This window comes from Hymenobacter elongatus, from assembly GCF_004745955.1.
GTDB lineage: Bacteria > Bacteroidota > Bacteroidia > Cytophagales > Hymenobacteraceae > Hymenobacter > Hymenobacter elongatus.
The window spans coordinates 1-17,161 of sequence record NZ_SRLD01000060.1; the positions used below are offsets into that span (position 1 = coordinate 1).

19 protein-coding genes, 1 tRNA gene and 2 pseudogenes are annotated in these 17,161 nt (G+C 61.7%); 11 read left to right on the forward strand and 11 right to left on the reverse strand.

The genetic code is table 11. The features are described from left to right. The 3 genes and pseudogenes from E5J99_RS21465 to E5J99_RS19755 form a co-directional block, all read left to right on the forward strand. Positions 1-301: pseudogene (locus E5J99_RS21465) on the forward strand (hypothetical protein); the annotation flags it as partial. 55 nt (positions 302-356) lie between these two features. Then, a complete protein-coding gene (locus tag E5J99_RS19750) occupies positions 357-791 on the forward strand; it encodes a helix-turn-helix domain-containing protein (protein ID WP_135499538.1) in 435 nt (144 codons plus the stop codon). Continuing rightward, the gene (locus E5J99_RS19755; RefSeq protein WP_135499539.1) at positions 788-1,489 is read left to right on the forward strand and encodes an IS630 family transposase; all 702 of its coding nucleotides are present in this window, start codon (positions 788-790) and stop codon (positions 1,487-1,489) included. Before E5J99_RS19750 ends, E5J99_RS19755 begins: the two co-directional genes overlap by 4 nt. 143 nt (positions 1,490-1,632) lie before the next feature. Here the strand turns inward: E5J99_RS19755 and E5J99_RS19760 are convergent, their stop codons facing one another. The 3 genes from E5J99_RS19760 to E5J99_RS19770 form a co-directional block, all read right to left on the reverse strand. Further along, positions 1,633-2,238 carry a peroxiredoxin-like family protein gene (locus tag E5J99_RS19760; protein ID WP_135499540.1) on the reverse strand — a complete coding sequence of 202 codons (606 nt, stop codon included), beginning with the start codon at positions 2,236-2,238 and terminating at the stop codon, positions 1,633-1,635. Between the two features lie 50 nt (positions 2,239-2,288). Further along, positions 2,289-2,972: a haloacid dehalogenase type II gene (locus tag E5J99_RS19765; RefSeq protein ID WP_135499541.1), complete on the reverse strand. Its 684-nt coding sequence runs from the start codon at positions 2,970-2,972 to the stop codon at positions 2,289-2,291. A 192-nt stretch (positions 2,973-3,164) separates the two neighbouring features. Further along, a complete protein-coding gene (locus tag E5J99_RS19770; RefSeq protein WP_135499542.1) occupies positions 3,165-3,761 on the reverse strand; it encodes a carboxymuconolactone decarboxylase family protein in 597 nt (198 codons plus the stop codon). A 271-nt stretch (positions 3,762-4,032) separates the two neighbouring features. Between E5J99_RS19770 and E5J99_RS19775 the strand changes: the two genes are divergently transcribed. Both E5J99_RS19775 and E5J99_RS19780 read left to right on the forward strand, forming a co-directional pair. Next, entirely contained in the window at positions 4,033-5,085 is a 1,053-nt protein-coding gene (locus E5J99_RS19775; RefSeq protein ID WP_135499543.1) for an NAD(P)H-dependent oxidoreductase, read from the forward strand. A gap of 30 nt (positions 5,086-5,115) precedes the next feature. Next, entirely contained in the window at positions 5,116-5,994 is an 879-nt protein-coding gene (locus E5J99_RS19780; RefSeq protein ID WP_135499544.1) for an alpha/beta fold hydrolase, read from the forward strand. A 244-nt stretch (positions 5,995-6,238) separates the two neighbouring features. Here the strand turns inward: E5J99_RS19780 and E5J99_RS19785 are convergent, their stop codons facing one another. The 6 genes from E5J99_RS19785 to E5J99_RS19800 all read right to left on the reverse strand — a co-directional run bounded on the left by E5J99_RS19785 (position 6,239) and on the right by E5J99_RS19800 (position 9,161). Beyond that, entirely contained in the window at positions 6,239-6,688 is a 450-nt protein-coding gene (locus E5J99_RS19785; RefSeq protein ID WP_135499545.1) for a hypothetical protein, read from the reverse strand. Between the two features lie 45 nt (positions 6,689-6,733). After that, positions 6,734-7,075, reverse strand: coding sequence for an RNA polymerase sigma factor (locus tag E5J99_RS21470; protein WP_167852249.1), 342 nt, complete (start codon positions 7,073-7,075; stop codon positions 6,734-6,736). Then, positions 7,072-7,542: a hypothetical protein gene (locus tag E5J99_RS21475; protein WP_167852250.1), complete on the reverse strand. Its 471-nt coding sequence runs from the start codon at positions 7,540-7,542 to the stop codon at positions 7,072-7,074. The genes E5J99_RS21470 and E5J99_RS21475 overlap by 4 nt, the downstream gene beginning before the upstream one ends. After that, entirely contained in the window at positions 7,539-7,946 is a 408-nt protein-coding gene (locus tag E5J99_RS21480) for an SRPBCC family protein (RefSeq protein ID WP_167852251.1), read from the reverse strand. Before E5J99_RS21480 ends, E5J99_RS21475 begins: the two co-directional genes overlap by 4 nt. Before the next feature lie 4 nt (positions 7,947-7,950). Continuing rightward, complete coding sequence (locus tag E5J99_RS21485) at positions 7,951-8,241, reverse strand: YgaP-like transmembrane domain (RefSeq protein WP_167852252.1); 291 nt, start codon at positions 8,239-8,241, stop codon at positions 7,951-7,953. Positions 8,242-8,693: 452 nt separating this feature from the next. After that, positions 8,694-9,161 carry a GNAT family N-acetyltransferase gene (locus E5J99_RS19800; RefSeq protein WP_135499548.1) on the reverse strand — a complete coding sequence of 156 codons (468 nt, stop codon included), beginning with the start codon at positions 9,159-9,161 and terminating at the stop codon, positions 8,694-8,696. A 558-nt stretch (positions 9,162-9,719) separates the two neighbouring features. On the opposite strand from E5J99_RS19800, the gene E5J99_RS19805 reads away from it, so the two are divergent. Then, a complete protein-coding gene (locus tag E5J99_RS19805) occupies positions 9,720-10,994 on the forward strand; it encodes a PQQ-dependent sugar dehydrogenase (protein ID WP_135499549.1) in 1,275 nt (424 codons plus the stop codon). Positions 10,995-11,689: 695 nt separating this feature from the next. On the opposite strand, the gene E5J99_RS19810 is transcribed toward E5J99_RS19805, so the two are convergent. Further along, positions 11,690-11,763 (reverse strand) — tRNA-Arg (locus tag E5J99_RS19810). 116 nt (positions 11,764-11,879) lie between these two features. Next, positions 11,880-12,599 (reverse strand): TVP38/TMEM64 family protein, encoded by a 720-nt coding sequence (locus E5J99_RS19815; protein WP_135499550.1) that lies wholly within the window; start codon positions 12,597-12,599, stop codon positions 11,880-11,882. Positions 12,600-12,807: 208 nt separating this feature from the next. Here E5J99_RS19815 and E5J99_RS19820 point away from each other — a divergent pair, with 208 nt between their 5' ends. From E5J99_RS19820 to E5J99_RS19845, 5 genes and pseudogenes are all read left to right on the forward strand, one after another. After that, a complete protein-coding gene (locus tag E5J99_RS19820; protein WP_135499551.1) occupies positions 12,808-13,947 on the forward strand; it encodes a cystathionine gamma-synthase in 1,140 nt (379 codons plus the stop codon). A 4-nt stretch (positions 13,948-13,951) separates the two neighbouring features. Then, positions 13,952-14,662: an SIMPL domain-containing protein gene (locus E5J99_RS19825; protein ID WP_135499552.1), complete on the forward strand. Its 711-nt coding sequence runs from the start codon at positions 13,952-13,954 to the stop codon at positions 14,660-14,662. A 221-nt stretch (positions 14,663-14,883) separates the two neighbouring features. Continuing rightward, positions 14,884-15,588: pseudogene (locus E5J99_RS19830) on the forward strand (MBL fold metallo-hydrolase). After that, positions 15,552-15,791, forward strand: coding sequence for a hypothetical protein (locus E5J99_RS19840; protein WP_135499554.1), 240 nt, complete (start codon positions 15,552-15,554; stop codon positions 15,789-15,791). Before E5J99_RS19830 ends, E5J99_RS19840 begins: the two are co-directional and overlap by 37 nt. Positions 15,792-16,296: 505 nt before the next feature. Then, the gene (locus E5J99_RS19845) at positions 16,297-17,043 is read left to right on the forward strand and encodes a TonB-dependent receptor (protein WP_135499555.1); all 747 of its coding nucleotides are present in this window, start codon (positions 16,297-16,299) and stop codon (positions 17,041-17,043) included. The last annotated feature ends 118 nt before the right edge of the window (positions 17,044-17,161 follow it).

A 17,161-nucleotide genomic window follows, 5' to 3' on the forward strand; every position in this document is an offset into this window, starting at 1 on the left:
TGAACGCGTATTTCAGGAAGCCAAGCAGCAACTGGGCCTGCACCAGAACCAAACGCGCTCCTGGCCTGCCTGGCAGCACCACGTGGCCCTGACGACGATGGCCCTGCACTTGCTGCTCGACACGCAGCTGCGCGAACGGGAGGCCCTGCCTAACTTGTCTTTCGCCAGCCTTAAGCTCATTCTGGCGCAAAAGCTGCAAAACCTACAAAACCTACTCCACCAAGATGATGCCTTACTGGCTGCCGTGCACCAGCGGGCACGAGCTAATACCCCCAAGCACCCCCGGCCGCACGCCCCTTAACCTGCCAAAGTAGAGTTACGTACACTGTTCAGTAAATTACGGGTTATATTTGGGCATGCAGAAATCCCACGTTACCCTGACTTCGGCGCAAGAAGCGCACCTGACGGAATTGACCACGCGCGGCACCGTAGCCGTGAAAGCGTACCGCCGGGCCACGGCGCTGCTGGCCCTGCACGCCGGGCAGAGCTATTGTGCGGTGGCCCGGCAGGTGGGCGTGAAGTACAGCACCGTGTCGGGCTGGGCGCAACGCTTTGCTGCCGAGGGCCTGGCCGTCCTCGCCGACCAGCCCCGCAGCGGCCGGCCCCTGCAAATCACGGGGGACGAGCGGGCCAAACTCACGGCCCTGGCCTGTAGCAAAGCCCCCGACGGGCGCAGCCAGTGGTCCTTGCGCCTACTGGCGGGCAAGGCCGTCGAACTGGGCTACTGCCGCCAGGTCTCGGCGGCGTCGGCCCACGCCATTCTTAAAAAAACGCGCTCCAGCCCCAGTTGAAGCGCCAGTGGTGCATCGGCCAGGTCAGCGGCCAGTACCTGCAGCGCCTCGAAGCGCTGCTCGCCCTCTACGCCCGCCCCTACGAGCCGCGCTTTCCCGTGGTCTGCTTCGACGAGCGCCCCTGCTTTTTGCTCGGCGACGTGGTCGCGGGCCTGGCCCCGCAGCCGGGCAAACCCGCCAAGGAGCATTACGCGTACACCAAGCACGGCAGTTGCTGCGTGCTGGCCGCCGTCGAGCCGCTCACGGGCCAGCGCCTCTACCAGGTGCGGGCCCAGCGTACCAAGCGCGAGTACACCCAGTTCATGCAGCGACTGGCCGCCCGCTACCCCCAGGCTGAAAAAATCCGGCTCGTGCAGGACAACCTCAACACCCACGCCCTAAGCACCTTTTACGACTGTCTGCCTGCCGCCCTGGCCCAGCGCCTGGCTGACCGGTTCGAGGTGTACTACACGCCCAAGTGCGGCTCCTGGCTCAACCAGATTGAACTCGACTTCTCGGCCCTGAGCCGCCAGTGCCTGAAACGGCGCATCCCCACCCAGGCCCAACTGGCCTACCAGGTCTATTGCTGGAGTCGGGAGCGCCAGGCCCAGAGCGTCAAAATCCAGTGGCAATTCACGGTCGCAGACGCCCGGCAAACCCTCAACAGCCAATACCGAAAAGTCAAGAAGGCTAATAAAATATATGCGAAATCTTCCTGAACAACGTACTTAGAGCACTCGTGGCTGTTGCAGAAGGCAGCATCTGGATAAGCTGCTGTGTGTAGGAGCAGTACGCAAGGCAAGAAGCAGTATGCGGATACAAGCAGTGCTCGCTGTGGCTTTTAAGATGCAGTAGGGCGGGCTTAGAGCGCGGCGGCTACCCGGCGCACCGACACGCGTTGGCTGTAGTCGGGGTTGAAGTAGGCGAACTTGATGCGGCCATCGCGGCCAATGACGTAGGTGGCCGGCACGGGCAGTACGTCATCAGCAGACGCGTTGGCTTTCTGCAAATCGACTCCGAAGCCCTTGTACTTGAGCACGGTGGCCGGGTCCACGGTGACGGCCGTGTGGTAGGCCGTCATGATGACGAATCCTAGGTCCTGCACGATGGGGAAGGCTGCCTTGGTCTTCTCTACAGTCTTGCCGATATTCTCCTGGGTTTCGGGCGTTATCACCACCACCTGCGCCCCTTTGGCCGTGAGCAGCTGCAGAGAGTCCTGCAGCTGGCTGAGTTGCTTGTTGCAGTAGGGGCACCACTGGCCCCGGTAGAAGTAGAGCACCACCGGCCCCTTTTTCAGCAGCTGCTTCAGCTCTACGGGCCGGCCGGCGGCATCGACGCCCTTGAAAGCCGGGGCCACGGTGCCCACGGCCAGTGGGGCGGCCGTACGGGCTGGAGCCGATTGGGCGCGGCTGGCCAGGGGCAGGGCCAGCACGAGCGTGGCCAGGGGTAGGAGCAGGCGGTTGTTCATGGCCGCAAGGTAGCTATTCCGGGCCCGGCAGGCTTTTTGGCCCAGCGGGCTCAGCCTAACAGCTGATGGGCGATGTCGGGCAGGGTGGGGCCAGTGAGGGCAGGCGCGGGGGCCAGCGGGTAGATTTGCTGACCCGGGCGGGCAATGAACGCGGCCTGCAGGCCCGCCAGCTGGGCCCCGGCCGTGTCCCAGCCGTGGGCGGCTACCAGCATGGTCTGGGCGGGGGCCACCTTCAGCCGCTCGCAGGTGGTGCGGTAGGTGTCGGGGTGGGGCTTGTAGCGCTTGAGCGAATCGATGCTGAGCAGCTGCTCAAAAAAGCCGGTGAGGCCGGCGTAGGCCATCTGCTTCTGCACCGTGGCATCGGGCGAGTTGGTGAGCGTGACCATGCGGAAGCCCGCCTTCTGCAGCGCCGTGAGACCGGGAATAACGTCGGGGTGCGGGGGCAGCTCAGTGATGAGGGTGAGCAGCTCTTTTTTGCGGGCGGCCGGGCGCGCTGGCTGGCCCAGGGCTTGGGCCAGCATGTCGAGGGCCGCGTCGCCAATCTGCCCGAAGTTGTGGTAGCTGCCAGTCACGGTATCGACCAGCGAATACTGGAGCAGCAGCGCAAACCACTGCTTGAAGGCCGTTTCGGACTTGAATTCCTGGTTGACGGCCTGCTGCAGCTGGCCTAGGTCAAGCAGGGTTTCGTTGACGTCGAAAATCAGCAGCTTGGGACGGATGGGAGCAGAACTCATGGCGGACAGGGAAATGGGCAGGGCCGCGGTGACAGTGACCAGGGCGAGGGAGGATAACACAAAGCGACGGGTAACCATCTGCCTGCATACGCTGGGGCCCGAGACGCAGCCGGGCGGCCGCGTCTTTTTTGGCGATAATCTGCCCGATTATCGGCCGTACTCAACAATCTGCTCGCCACTTCAGGCCCCGGTTCAGGCATGCTTCCCAGGCGACCAGCCCCGGCCGGCCAAGTGCTGCCGGCCGGCGGCCACCGCCCCGTCTTCCAGGGTAGTGCCCATCGAGTCGTTCCAGCGGTTGAGAAACCCGAAAAGGCTCACCACGCCCAGAATTTCCACGATTTCACCCTCGTTCCAATGCGCCCGCAACTCGTCGCTAAGGGAGTCGTTTACGGCGTTGGGTACGGCTGAGGCGGCCACGGTAAAGGCCAACGCCGCCCGCTCGGCCGGGCTGAACGCGGGGTGGGTGGCAAACTCCCAGATATGGTCGAGTTGCTCCTGCTCGGCGCCGTAGCGCTCGGCCGCCAGAATGGTGTGGGCCTGGCAGTACTGGCAGCCGGCCGCGTGGCTGCTGAGGTAGCCGATGAGCCGCTTCAGGGCGCTGGTCACGCGGCCGTGGTTGGCCATTACGGCCTTGTTCAGCTCAATAAAGGCTGTAGCCACGGCCGGGCGGTGCTGCATGGTGAGTACGCTGTTGGGGCAGAAGCCCAGGGTTTCGTTGAAGAAAGTAGCTAGCTGCGCGACTTCGGGGTTGGCATCGGCGGCCAGGGGAGAAACGAGGGGAGTGGACATGGGCGGGAGGGAAAGCCTGAGGATGGATAAACTAGCCAACAAAGCTGCACCAAATACCGGGATTGGCACGAACCTGACGCCCCAACCTGGCTAACCCGGTAGCCTTCTCGCTTGAGTTGTCGGCCACCCGACAAAACTCCGTTTTGTTCCGACCCCGTCCCGTCCGGCCGCGTACCAGTAAAAGCCCGGCCTATTTGCCCGCCCCGCACGCTGGTCCGGTCCCAGGCCATCTTTCTTACGCGCTAACACCTCACCTTATTCCTTCGCCCACATGGCCACCCCAGCTGATCAGACTGCTCTCCCCACTCCACCGCATCGCCTGCGCGTGCTGCTCCTTGCCGGCTCCAACCGCCGCGAGTACAACTGCCCCGGCGTGGACAGCAAGGCCCGCACCCTGCTTAACCGCCTGGCCGACCGCCTGCCCGCCACCTGGGACATCGACACCGAAGACCTGGGCAACGTGTACGGTCGCCCCAAAATCCAGAGCTGCAACGCCTGCGTGAGCACCAGCATGGCTCTGTGCGTGTGGCCCTGCAATTGTTATGAGAAAAACAGCCTGCGCGAACCCGACCTGATGTGGAACCTGGACCTGTACAGCCGCCTCGACCAAGCCGATGCTTGGTGCATCATCGGGCCGGTGAACTGGTACGGGCCTTCGTCCACGCTCAAGCTGATGTTTGATAGGCTGGTGTGCATGAACGGCGGCAACCCGGACGAGCGCCTCATCGACCACAAAAACCCCGAAAAGGCCATGGCCCTGGAACACACGCCGGAATGGGAAAACCTCAGCCTCAACCACCTGGAAGGGCGCACGGCCGCCTTCTTCTGCTACGGCGACGGCGGGGGCGACGAGCTGGACGCGGCGGGCCGCCCCAAAATCCTGCGCCACAAAGCCTACTTCGACCCCGCGCAGGAGCCCTTCGAAAACATGCGCGACACCTACGCGCCCCTGGTGTGGCAGTGCCGCTACGGCGGCGTGGAAGTGCCCGACCAGTTGTGGCAGTACGCCGAAACCGGCTACGGCAAGAAGTACGCCGACGACCAGGCCGAAGATATGGTGCAGGACGACCCGTTTATGGCGCAGTTCGACCAGTGGGCCGTCGCCATCCGCGAGGCTGTAGAAGCCAAGGGGCCGGTGCCGCCCGGCCGCTACCGCGCCTACGGCCACGAGGCCCCCGGCCACGCCTGGGCCGACGTGAAGCTGGGCTGGCGCGCGGCGCAGCTGGCCCTGGGCGTGCCGCCCGCCGGCTCCTCACCCGAGGCCCAGCAGGAGCAGGGCCTGAACTTGGACACGCCCCTGCGACCCGATTTGCCCAAAGTCTAACTCCATCAACCGGCTTTTTCCGACTTACTGATGAGCACTACCACCGTAGACCAGATAATTGCCCGCCACGAAGCCTCCGGCCGCTATTTCGACGTGGACGGCGTGCGCACCTTCGCCCTCGACTACGGGCAGGGCGAGCCCGTGCTCTGCCTTCACGGCGTGCCCACATCCTCCTACCTGTTTCGCAAAATGCTGCGCAGCCTCGAAGCCCAGGGCCTGCGCGGCATTGCCGTGGATATGCCGGGGCTTGGCCTGTCGGACCGGCCCGAGGACTTCGACTACACCTTCCGCGGCTTTGCCCGCTTCCTGCACCGCGCCACCGAGGCCCTGGGCCTGCAGGACGGCTATCACTTGGTCGTGCATGACATCGGCGGAGCCATCGGGCTGGCCCTGGCCGCCGAGCACCCCGCGCGCATCCGCTCGCTCACCATCCTCAACATGTTCTTTGACGTGGTGAATTTTAAGAAGCCGCTGCCCATGCGCCCCTTCGAGCTGCCGGTGCTGGGCGAGGCCGAGCTGCTCACCTTGCAGCACCCCACGTGGTATCTGCTGTTTAAAGCCATGGGCGTGAGCCATATCGAAGACCTGCCCAAAGAGGAAGTGTATGCCTACGTCGACCTGCTCAAGCGCGCCGACGGGGGCAAGGCCTTCCTAAAAATCATGCGCCACTTCGACCACTCCCAGGAGCTGCAGGACCTGCTCCAGCGCGCCGTCGACCAGCCGCCCTACCCCGTGCAGGCCATCTGGGGTGCGGAAGACCCGCTCCTCGACTTCGAGCACTTCGGCAAAATGGTGCAGCAGGCGGCCCACCTCCCGCAGGTGCACCAGCTGCCGTCCAAGCACTTTTTTCCGGAAGAGATGGGGCCGGAAATTGCCCGCTTGGTGGCCGCGCTGGCGGCGTTCATGTAAGCCGTCTAGGTCGCCGCCGGGTCGGAATGGCCAGCCTAGCGAATCAGGTGGCCCAGCTTCTGCTCCAGTTCGGGCGGGAAGGTGCCGTCGGGGCCACCGGCCGCGTTTGGCCGGGCCAGGCGGTGGGCCAGGGCTTTCCAACGGGACCAGCTCACACGCTAAGCGTTTCGAAGTAGAGCAGGGGGGCGTGGCTTGCGGCACCGGCACCCTTGGGTGCGGCAGTAAGCGGGCGCTCAGCGCGGAATTATTCGCGGGTCAGCTTAAATGTCTCGCGCAAATTGTCGTTGCCAATGACGGCTTCGATGATGTCTTGGCTGGTTTGCGGTAATTTGAAGGGGTGGTCTTGGTAGAGCCGGGCGTAGAGGTCGTCCACGTCCAGCAGCACGGCTTCCAGGTTCTGCTGCGCGAGTTCGTGGATGGTGTGCGTGTAGTGGCGGTGCCATTTCAGGTTCACCGGGTTCACCCAGCCGTTCTGGATAAATCCTTTGGTCTTTTTGGGGCACCGGCACGGATTATCCTTGTTGACCAGGCCGCAGTGGTTGTGCATCCATTGGTAGAGGTCTTTGCGGGCCCGGGAGAGCTTCTGGCGGAAATTGGCGGGCGATACCGCAAAAATCTCGCTGGCGAGTTGGTGGTCAATTTCAAACACCTCGCCCACGATGTACACCAGCCGCTGTTCGCGTTCCAGGCACATGAGCATGCCGGCCAGACACGCTACCTTGCTTTCCTCGATTGCCAGCTACAGGTCCTGTTCTTCGTCTGGGGTGAGGACCGCGTCGGGCGTGTTGTCAATGTACGAAAAAAGCACCTCGAAGCTGGGCACTGCCTGTTCGTAGGGCTGTTTTTTCAGGTTGAGAAAGTGGTTGAAGGTTATCCGGTACAGCCACGTCCGGAAGCGGCCTTTAACGGGGTTGTATAGCGAGAGGCTCGTGACCAGCTTCACCAATATCTCCTGGGTGAGGTCCTCGGCATCGGCCACGTGGTTGAGCATTTTCAGCGCCACGTTGTAGATGTAGGGCTGGTGTATTTTCACTAAGTCGCTCAGGCTCTGGTGGTCGCCGGCCAGGGCCCGGGCAATCAAGTTGAGGTCCAGCGCGTCGTCGTACGCGGCGCCGCGAAACGGATTGAGCGGGCTGTTGGGGCAGCAAGGAAAAGAGTGATGCGATAGGGCGTGCCCAGAAAGATGTACTGACCGGTGGCCTCGCCGTTTTCCTGGAACACCAGGTACAAGGGGCCCTGGTACACGTTCCCGTTGTCGGCCTGGGTGCGCCACGTTCCTTCGAAGCGGTTGGCTGGCGGCTGCCACACCAGCGACATCCGGCCCTGCCGCTGCTCGCCTTCGGAAAAGTACGCATAGTCCACCACCAGCGTGTCGTGCGCCCAGTGCGCCGCCGGAATCCGGTCGATGCCCGCGGCCTCAATGTTCATCTGGAAGCTCGAATAGTCTGCCGCAAAGCGGTGGGCATTACCGGTGGGGTTCACGGGGCGGGAGGTGGTTGAAAAACACCCCGCTAACAACAGGGCGATGGAGCTAAGTATTTGTTTCATTGGGAAATGCGTTCCAGTCCCTGGGCCCCGGCCGCGTACAGGCCTTCGAGGGCTTGCCTGACCATCGCAAACTGTGATTCGTCGGGCATGGAAAACTCCCCGTCCCAGAGCAGCAGCGTGTGGTCGCCGTGGGGCCGCACCTGCATCGTGCCTACGAAGTTCTCCACTGGCAGCAGCGGCTGCTGGTCGATGGCGTACCGAAACAGGCGGTGGTCGTGGTCCACGCGCAGAATGGTTTCGTGCATCTCGCCCTGCGCGGTGGCGCAAATCCGCTGGTTGCCCTCCACCCGGCAGGCGGTTATCACGGGCAGCCACTCGTGGACCCCGGTTGCTTGGCTGATGGCGGCCCACACCTTGTGGGGAGGGGCCTGGAGGGTGTGGGTGGTCTGAAGTAGCTGTTTCATGGCCTTAGGCGGGTTGGGTTTCGTACGGCACGCCTTGGGCGTGCAGGCGGCTTTTTTCCCGGCGGTCAATGGTGCATTGGCCGGCGAAATAGCAGATGATGCACCGGGCCGAAAACACCGTCCCGAATTGGGCCAGGGCGAATAAGGCCAGTACCAGCGCGGCCGGAGTGTTGCGCTGGAAAAAGTACACGGCGCCGGCAGTGGCGCCGACACCCAGTAGGGTTCGAATGGTGCGGTCTTGCCAGCCAATGTTGCGGCGGTAGGCATAGGTAATGCCCGTGCGGAAACGGTTCATGTTGGGGTTGTTCAGCCTTCCGCACCGTGCGGAATTATCCCTGATACAACCGCACCGGCCAAGTGTGACAAAACGTATGGAGCTAACAACTTGAAACCGCTGGCCCGTTGCCTCCGCCGTCCCGCCCAGGCCCGAGCGCGCCGCGACGAGGGGAGCGGGTGAATCCGCTCCGTTGGAAGAAGAGTCTCTTGAATGCTCCCGCAACAATCGGACAACGCTACAGTGTCCGCCCGTTTGAGCGGGGGCTGAATGGGTCGGGCCTATCCGGTTCGGCTTTTTAGCTCGCAGGGCTTACTCAGCTTGACCGACACTTGATGGCTTCCCCGCGGCTAGCACCACAACTTGAGGGGAGCAAGAACCTGCGTAGTTCCTGCTCGTCAAACGCGACTTTTAGACTAAACTTTTAATCAAGGCCAACCATCTACTGGCTCAATCAGCGGTGATACGAGAACTCACGCCTTCACCGGAACCACCCCGCTAAGCCAGGCTAGGTTGCGCCGCCCGTCGTCCACAAAGCCCACCGACTCGTAGAGCTGCTGGGCGCGGGCATTGTACGGCTCGGTTTGCAGGTATAAGGCCACCAGGCCCGCGGACTGCGCCAGGTGTTGCAACAGCTGTAGCGCGGCGCGGCCCACGCCCCGGCCCCGGGCCACGCCGCGCACGTAGAGCTCATCTACGAGGGCATAGCGGCCTCCCCGCTCAAACGTAAAGCCGTAAGTGATGGCCACGTAGCCTACGGCCTGGCTGGCATCGTCCAGCAGATACAGCGCCCCCCACTCCGGGTGCGCCACAAACTCGGCGGCCAGCGCCTGCTGCGCGGCGGGGTTGTGAGCGTAGCCGAAGTGCTGGTAGAAAGCGGCCATCAGGGGCAGCAGCGTGGCCAGGCTGGCCGGGGTCACGGGGCGGAGGGCGAGGGTCATAAGCGAAGTAACACGGTGGAGGAAAAAATGGGCCAGTTCGGGCTGCCGGCCGCAGCCCACTAATACGGGCGCGCCGTCTTCCAGGACCAGCGAAGTAGCTACCTGGGCACAGCCGCATACTTTTTCAGAGAGGCGGCCTTGTCTTCCGTGGTTCCCAGCGGTCGACCTATTTGCTTGCCTTACCGCCACGCCTCCTCCATGCCGGAGATGATGCCCTGGTGAGGTTCGGGGCTGAGTGTTCCGGTTGGTTTTCGCGCAGCAGGGCGACCAGCGTGGTCAGCGTGGGTGGTTGCCCGAGCGAGAAAATCAGGGACAGACGGTGGGGCGGAATCATAACTGTAGCGGCCCCGCAGCTGGCTGCCGGGCACCCGGGTGGGCCCGCCTAGCGCAGACCGTAAAACTCAGGTTATCAGGCGGAAATGCCGGCAACTTTCTCCTGCCAGCCAGCGTACGCAAGCTGACCTAAGCAAGCCTTACCGGCGAAGGTTGTTTCAGTTCAAGGAGAGGAGGCCGGGCACTAGATAGTTGTTTTTCACGCCTACCTTGTCGTCCCATGCCATGCGAAACTACTTCCTCGCCGCCGCCCTGTTGCTGGGCCTGGCGGCCTGCAACAACGACAACGACAACGACCCGAAAGAGCCCGACCTGACGAACGCCGACCAGCCGACCGACGTCATCAGCGCGCCCAACGTTACCGTGCGCCTCAGCGACCTGCCGGCCCCCGACCCCACGGCCTCGGCCGTTAACTGGCCGCAGGTGCTCATGGAACAGCCGGCCGGGGCCCGCTTTCAGGTGCCGCAGGGATTTGCCATTAACCTGTTCGCCAAAGTCCCCAATGCCCGCGCGCTGGCCGTGGCCCCGAATGGCGACATCTTCGTGGCTCAAAGCGGCATGAACCAGATTAGCGTCCTGCGCGACACCAACAACGACGGCGCCGTCGACGAAACGTTTGTCTGGGACGTGGGCGGCATGCTCTTCGTGCCCTACGGCATGGCCTTCAAAGACAATTTCTTCTACGTCACGTCGACCGGTGCTCTTTTGCGCTACCCGTATACGTCGGGCCAGACCAAGGCTACCGGCGCCCCCACCATGGTGGCCCCGCTGTTGGGGGGCGGGCAGCATCCGGCCCGCGCGCTGGTCATCGGCACCAACAAGCTCTACGTCGGCATCGGCTCGGCCGTCGACCACGGCCCGGAAGACAGCCCCCGCCGGGCCACGATTGAGGAATACAACCTGGACGGCACGGGCCGGGTCACTTACGCGGCCGGCATCCGCAACCCGCAGGGCCTGGCCATCAGCCCGGTGACGAATCAGCTGTGGTCTACCTGCATCGAGCGCGACGGCCTGGGCGACGAGCTGGTACCGGACTACCTCACGGCTGTGCGTCAGGGCGGCTTCTACGGCTACCCTTTTGCCTACTTGGCTCCTAACCTACTGGACCCACGCGTGACAGCCACCAGCCCGCTCACGGCCTCCACGCTCACGCCCTCGGTGCTGTTTAAGGCCCACGAAACGGCCATCGGGGTCCTGTTTTATCGCGGCACGACCTTCCCCGCCGAGTACCGCAACGACGCCTTCGTGGCCATCCGGGGCTCCTGGAACCGCAAAATCGGGACGGGCTACAAAGTGGTGCGGGTGCGCATGAACGCTCAGGGCACCCCGGTGGGCGGTTACGAAAACTTCGTGACCGGCTGGCACGTCAACCCTGGTCAAACCGGGACGCCACAGGTTTTTGGGCGCCCCCTCGGGCTCGTGCAAGGCGCCGACGGCTCCATGCTGATTGCCGACGACGCGGGCGGCACCGTGTGGCGGCTGCGCTACAAAGGACAGTAACCGCGGCCTTTAGCTCCGTGAAAGCGCCCCCGCCCCACCGGTGGGGGCGCTTTTTGCTGCTGGAACAAGCTAGTTTTTGAAACGCTCGTACCCCGCTGATTCCAGTCAGGGCCTGAGCAGACGCGTTGCGGCGGCAGGGCTCTAGCGTTAAGATGCAAGTGCCGTTCGGTTGAGGCCGTTTCCTTACGCCGACAGCGCGGCCCCACTGGGGAGCACCAGAAAGTGTGGGGCATTTGGGTAAAGCTGCTAGCTGCAGCGCTTCCGCTAGCAGTGGCCGAAAGGACCAGAACCAAGTCGGCACGTCGCCTTCCTGAATGTTCCCGCCAGCTAGCAGGCAGTCAAGGGCTTCGTGGGACCAGTTGAACTGGTTGAGGGTTCGATGTTCTTAGGGCTTAACGTTTTCTACGCCGAGACCCCAATCATGAAAACAGCATTAGTCATTGTAACCGCGCTTACTCTCATGGGCTCACTTACAGACCTTCGGAAACAGGTAGCAGTGTGGAATGAGTAGCTATTGAGAAGATTATTCAGGCATCGCTTTGGACTGCCCTAACAGAGCCGGCTTAGGGTTAAATGTACAACGAGCAAACAGGCCGCTGACTTCGTCACACTAAGGAGAAACCTGCAGTTGTTTTACCTATAAACGTAAACACCCTGCAAGTGATTGACTTGCAGGGTGTTTCAGAAGTACTCTGTGGTCGTGTAAGGAGTCGAACCTTAAACCTTCTGATTCGTAGTCAGATGCTCTATCCAATTGAGCTACACAACCATCTTTCCCGTTTAGGAGGTGCAAAGATAGGGGCAAAAAATCACGGGACGCAAGCCAGGCGAAAGAATTATTCCTAAAAAAGACTTCCAGGGCGCGCAAAACGCTGAAAGTCAGTTTTAATAAATTTCTTTATCTGTTGTGCTTCTACCCAATGCTCGCTTCAGCGCCCGGTTGAAAATGTAGTAGAGGCCGAAAAGAGAGATGACAATCAAGCTGATCAGCAGCAGCTTGCCGGCTGTGCCGGTATCGGGGCTGCGCACCAGCAGGAATACGTCCTGCGCCTTGGTGCCAAGCCAGTAAAAAAACAAGCTGCGCGGTAGCATTCCCAGAATGCTACCCACCATAAACCGTCGTCGGTCGATGCGCATTACGGCCAGCACAAAGGTCATCAGGGCGAAGGGCAGTACCGGCGAAATGCGGGTAAGAATGATGAGCTGCAGGCTGTCGTTTTTTAGTTCGCGCATCACGGCGGCGGCCTTGGGGAAGTGACTCAGAAAGGCAGTCATCTTGCCGTGGTCGAGGCGGGAGGCCACCTCGTAACCCACCAGCGCGGCCAGCGCGTAGGCCACCACCATACCCGGCAGCCCCACCCAGTCGAAGTAAAAGCCCGTGACCAGCGCCACAAACGTGGTAGGAGTGAGGGCAAAGGCCATTGTGACGCCAATAAGCACGAAGTAGAGCAGTACTTGTGTGGGCGAGAGGCGCTGCAATAGCTCTTGGTTGCGGTAGAGCAGGTAGCTGAGCGACGAGCTGCCGATAACCGGCATGGCCACCAGCATGCCCATAGAAAGCAGCGTGGAGAGGTTTTTTTGGAAAAGCTCTTTGATAAAAGCCATAGGCAGCAGACAAGCAAACGGGCTGGCGAGAAGTAACCGGCCCGAAGGTAGAACGAAAGAAGGGAGCGAAAGGCTGCCTTGCCGTCGGTGCCTTGGTCGTGCAGCCCAAGGCGGCCGCGAGGAAAACTTTTCTCTCGCCGGCCTTCTTACCTTTGGTACTCTCACTGCGAGTGCCCACCTTGTTTTCTGATTCCGTAAAGAATACTCCATGAAATTCGGTACCAAAGCCATCCACGCCGGCGTGCACCCGGACCCCACCACGGGAGCCATCATGACGCCTATCTACCAGACCTCGACCTATGTGCAACGCTCGCCCGGCGACCATAAAGGCTTCGAATACTCGCGTACCCACAACCCCACCCGCACCCAGTTACAGGACGCGCTGGCCGCCCTCGACAACGGTAAGCACGGCCTCGCCTTTGCTTCCGGCATGGCCGCCATCGACTGCATCGTGAAGCTGCTGCAGCCCGGCGACGAGGTAATTTCGACCAACGACCTCTACGGCGGCTCCTACCGCCTGTTTACGAAAGTGTACGCCACCTACGGCATCAAATTCCACTTCGTGCCCATGCACGATATGACGGCCGTGGAAGCGGCGGTGACGGACAAAACCAAGCTCATCTGGGTCGAAACGCCGACTAACCCGCTGCTCAACGTCATCGACATTGCCGCCGCCTCGGCCGTAGCCAAAAAGGCCGGCGCGCTGCTGGTAGTCGATAATACCTTCTCGACGCCTTACCTGCAAACCCCGCTGGAGCTGGGTGCCGATATGGTGATGTACTCGCTCACCAAGTACATGGCCGGCCACTCTGATACCGTGATGGGTGCCGTGGTGGTGAACGACGACGAGCTGCACGAGCGCCTGAGCTTCTTCCAGAATGCCTGCGGCGGCACGCCCGGCCCCCAGGACTGCTTCCTGGTGCTGCGCGGCCTCAAGACGCTGCACATCCGGATGCAGCGCCACTGCGAAAACGGCCGCAAAGTGGCCGAGTACCTTAAGGCCCATCCCAAGGTGGAAAAAGTGTTCTGGCCCGGCTTTGCCGACCACCCCAACCACGATGTGGCGGCCAAGCAGATGAACGACTTCGGCGGCATGATTTCCTTCGTATTGCAGGGCGACCGGAAGGAAGACGCCATTGCCGTGCTGGAGAAATTTCAGCTGTTTTCGCTGGCCGAAAGCCTCGGCGGCGTGGAAAGCCTCTCGGGCCACCCCGCCACGATGACCCACGCCAGCATTCCGGCCGAAGCCCGCAAAGCCGCCGGCTTGTCCGACTCGCTGATTCGGCTCAGCGTGGGAATAGAGGACGCGGAAGATCTGATTGAGGATCTGAAGCAGGCCATCGGCTAAGGCTATGAAAAAGGGACTTCTGCTGCTCTTTTGCTGGGCCTGGATGCTGGGGCCGGTACTAGCTCAGGTGGTGGTGCCGCGCCGGATTCTGGTGCGGGGAGCCGCCTGGCAGGATCTGGAGCCGGAGCGGGCCGAACTGCTGCTCACGTACCGCGTTTCCGACAACGTGAAGGACAACGAGCGGGCTAAAGAGCAACAGGCGCGCCTAACGGCCGTACTGCGCGATTTTGGCATTGCGCCCGAAAAGCTCACCCTCAATAACCTGTCGGCGTATGGCTGGAATGGGTTTTCGAAGGTGGGCAACACCACCGTGTCGCTGACCAAGGAGTACCGGCTCATTATCGACAAGCCAGCCCAGCTGGATGAGCTACTTCCGAAGCTGGTGCAAAGCGGGGCCGATAATGTAGTGGTCAGCAACCTGGAAAGCGCCCCCCTCGATGCTTTTCGGCTGGAGGTGATGAGCAAGGCCCTGGCCGATGCCCGCACCAAAGCCCAGCACATGGCTCAGCAGGTAGGTGCAAAGCTGGGTCCGGTGCAGCTAGTGCAGGAAGTGGTGGCAGCCACTCCGGCCGCCGAGCGTGAAACAGCCACCTACAAGATGCGGGCTGCTGCTGCTGCCATGGAAGAAAGCAGCCCGGAAGCCAATGCATCGCCCGTGAGCCTGCGTAAAATTCGGGTCCGCGTCCGGCTCGATGTAGAGTACCAGCTGCAGTAGCTCCCTTCACTGATTACACCAGAAAAAGCCGCTTGGCGCTTCGTGCGCCAAGCGGCTTTTTTGTTGGGCACCAAGTGCGTTACACTAAAGTCAGCGCTAATTCTTCCTGCACTAACAAGCAGGACATTCACTGGGCTCCGCGTATGAAAAACCCTTCTCAATTCAACGGCAAGAAATACCTGAACACGGTGCCCACCGGCATGTCGGCTGACTACGGCCTGATGGCCCGCCACTGGCTGCAGGGCAAGCAGGAGCGGGAGCCAGGCAAGCCGCTGGGGCCGTTTCGGGCCGATGTGACCGCCCTAGCCGCGCCTGTGCCGGCCTCCGCGCTCCGCGTAACGTGGTTCGGACACTTCTCCACGCTGATTGAGCTGGATGGCAAGCGGTTCCTGACCGACCCGGTGTGGCGGCTGCGGGCGTCGCCGTCGGGGGTGGTGGGGCCCAAGCGCTTGTTTCCCGCGCCGCTGCTGCTGTCGGAGCTGCCCGCGCTGGATGCCATCATTCTTTCCCACGACCACTACGACCACCTCGACAAAGACGCCATTCGGGTGCTGGGCCGCACCGGCGTACCGTTTTTTTGTCCGCTGGGCGTGGGCGGCCACCTGCGCCGCTGGGGCGTGCCGGCCGCGCAGATAACCGAGTTGGACTGGTGGCAGGAAGCAACGCTGGGCCACACGCATACCTTGGTTGCTACACCGGCGCGCCATTTCTCCGTCCGCTGCCTGAGCCGGGATACTACGCTTTGGGCTTCCTAGTGCATCCTGGGGCCCACGCACCGCGCCTTTTTCGGCGGCGACTCTGGCCCGTACGAAGCCGTCTTCCAGGAAATCGGGGCGGCGTACGGTCCGTTTGACCTGACCATGCTCGAAATCGGGGCTTATGACGAGCTGTGGACCGATATTCATTGGGACCCGAGCATGCGCTGAGGGCCCATCTGGTGCTGCGGGGTGCGCTCTTGCTGCCCTTGCGTTGGGGCACGTTCAACATGGCTTTTCATAGCTGGACGGAGTCCATGGGGCGACTACAGGCCGCCGCCGCGCTACAAGTACCGGCAGCGCTGCTGCTCCCGCGCCCCGGGCAGCGCATGGATGTGGAAGACGGTGCCTACAGCGCCGAATGGTGGCGGTAGTAGGCTGCTGATGGTTTTTAACCTGAGCCCACTCGACGTATTCAGTCGCTATGCGCACCAGAAGTGCGAGTAGCTGACTGGGAGGTGTGGGCTGTAGTGCTGCTGGGATATTTTGCCTGCTTTGGACGTCATGCTGAGCAAAGTCGAAGCATCTCTCCCGCTAAACTACTTCTGGTTACCACTGTGGTAACTGCGGTAAAGGTACTTCGACTGCGCTCAGCCTGCTATTTTCTCTATTTACTCTTTACACAGCTTAGAGCGTATTTAAAAGTTCTGCATCATGCTCAACTCGTTGAGAGAAGCCTGTCAAAGTATTTCTACCACCGCAATACCCTAGTCGGTGGGAAGCTATAGTAGATAAGCAATTGTTTGCTTTTTTTAATTGGTATAGTACTATATTTAGTTGCTTTGAAACAAATGCTGCATGAAGCACCCTGTGATGGAGCATACAACACCCGTATTTGTTTTTTCGAGTCGATTTTTTACCACTTATACTCTTGGTTGTATGAAAAAACGCCTACTCTTCAGCTACGCGCTGCTACTCGTGTTGCTTACGCTGGCGGGCCGCGCGAGTGCCCAGATTCTGACCGTTACAGGCCGCGTAACCGGCACGGGCGGCTCGGCGCAGCCGGGCGTCACAGTGCTGCAAAAAGGCACCACCAACGGCACTTCCACCGACAGCGAAGGACGCTACAGCATCGGGGTGCCCGCTGCGGCTACGCTGGTGTTTTCGGCCGTGGGCGCGGCCAGCCAACAGGTAGCGGTAGATGGTCGCACGGTTCTCGACGTGCGGCTGCTGGATGCGGCCACCGACCTGAGCGAAGTGGTCGTGACCGGCTCCCGGGCTACCGAAGGGCGCTCCAATATTCTGACGACGGCCCCCGTGGACGTTATTTCGGCCCGTGAAATCAAGCTGTTTGCCCAAACCGACGTGTCGCAGATTCTGACCTATGTGGCTCCTTCCTTCCAGTCGTCGCGCCAAACCATTTCCGATGGCACCGACCACGTCGATCCGGCTTCGTTGCGCGGCCTGGGTCCCGACCAGGTGCTGGTGCTCGTGAACGGCAAGCGGCGGCACTCGTCGGCGCTGGTCAACATCAACGGCACCGTGGGCCGGGGCTCGGTCGGCACCGATTTGAATACCATTCCCAATGCCTCCATCAAGCGCATTGAGGTGCTGCGCGACGGAGCCGCCGCCCAATACGGCTCCGATGCCATTGCCGGCGTTATCAATATTCAGTTGGGGGCTTAGGAAGAAGGAGTCAAGAAAATGGGCGTAACTTCCTGTTATGCAGCTTGCTAACCGCTACTATAAGTGCAGCAAAATTTCGACCCTTAAATTTCGCTATTTGCTGCGCCTGTTTGCCCTG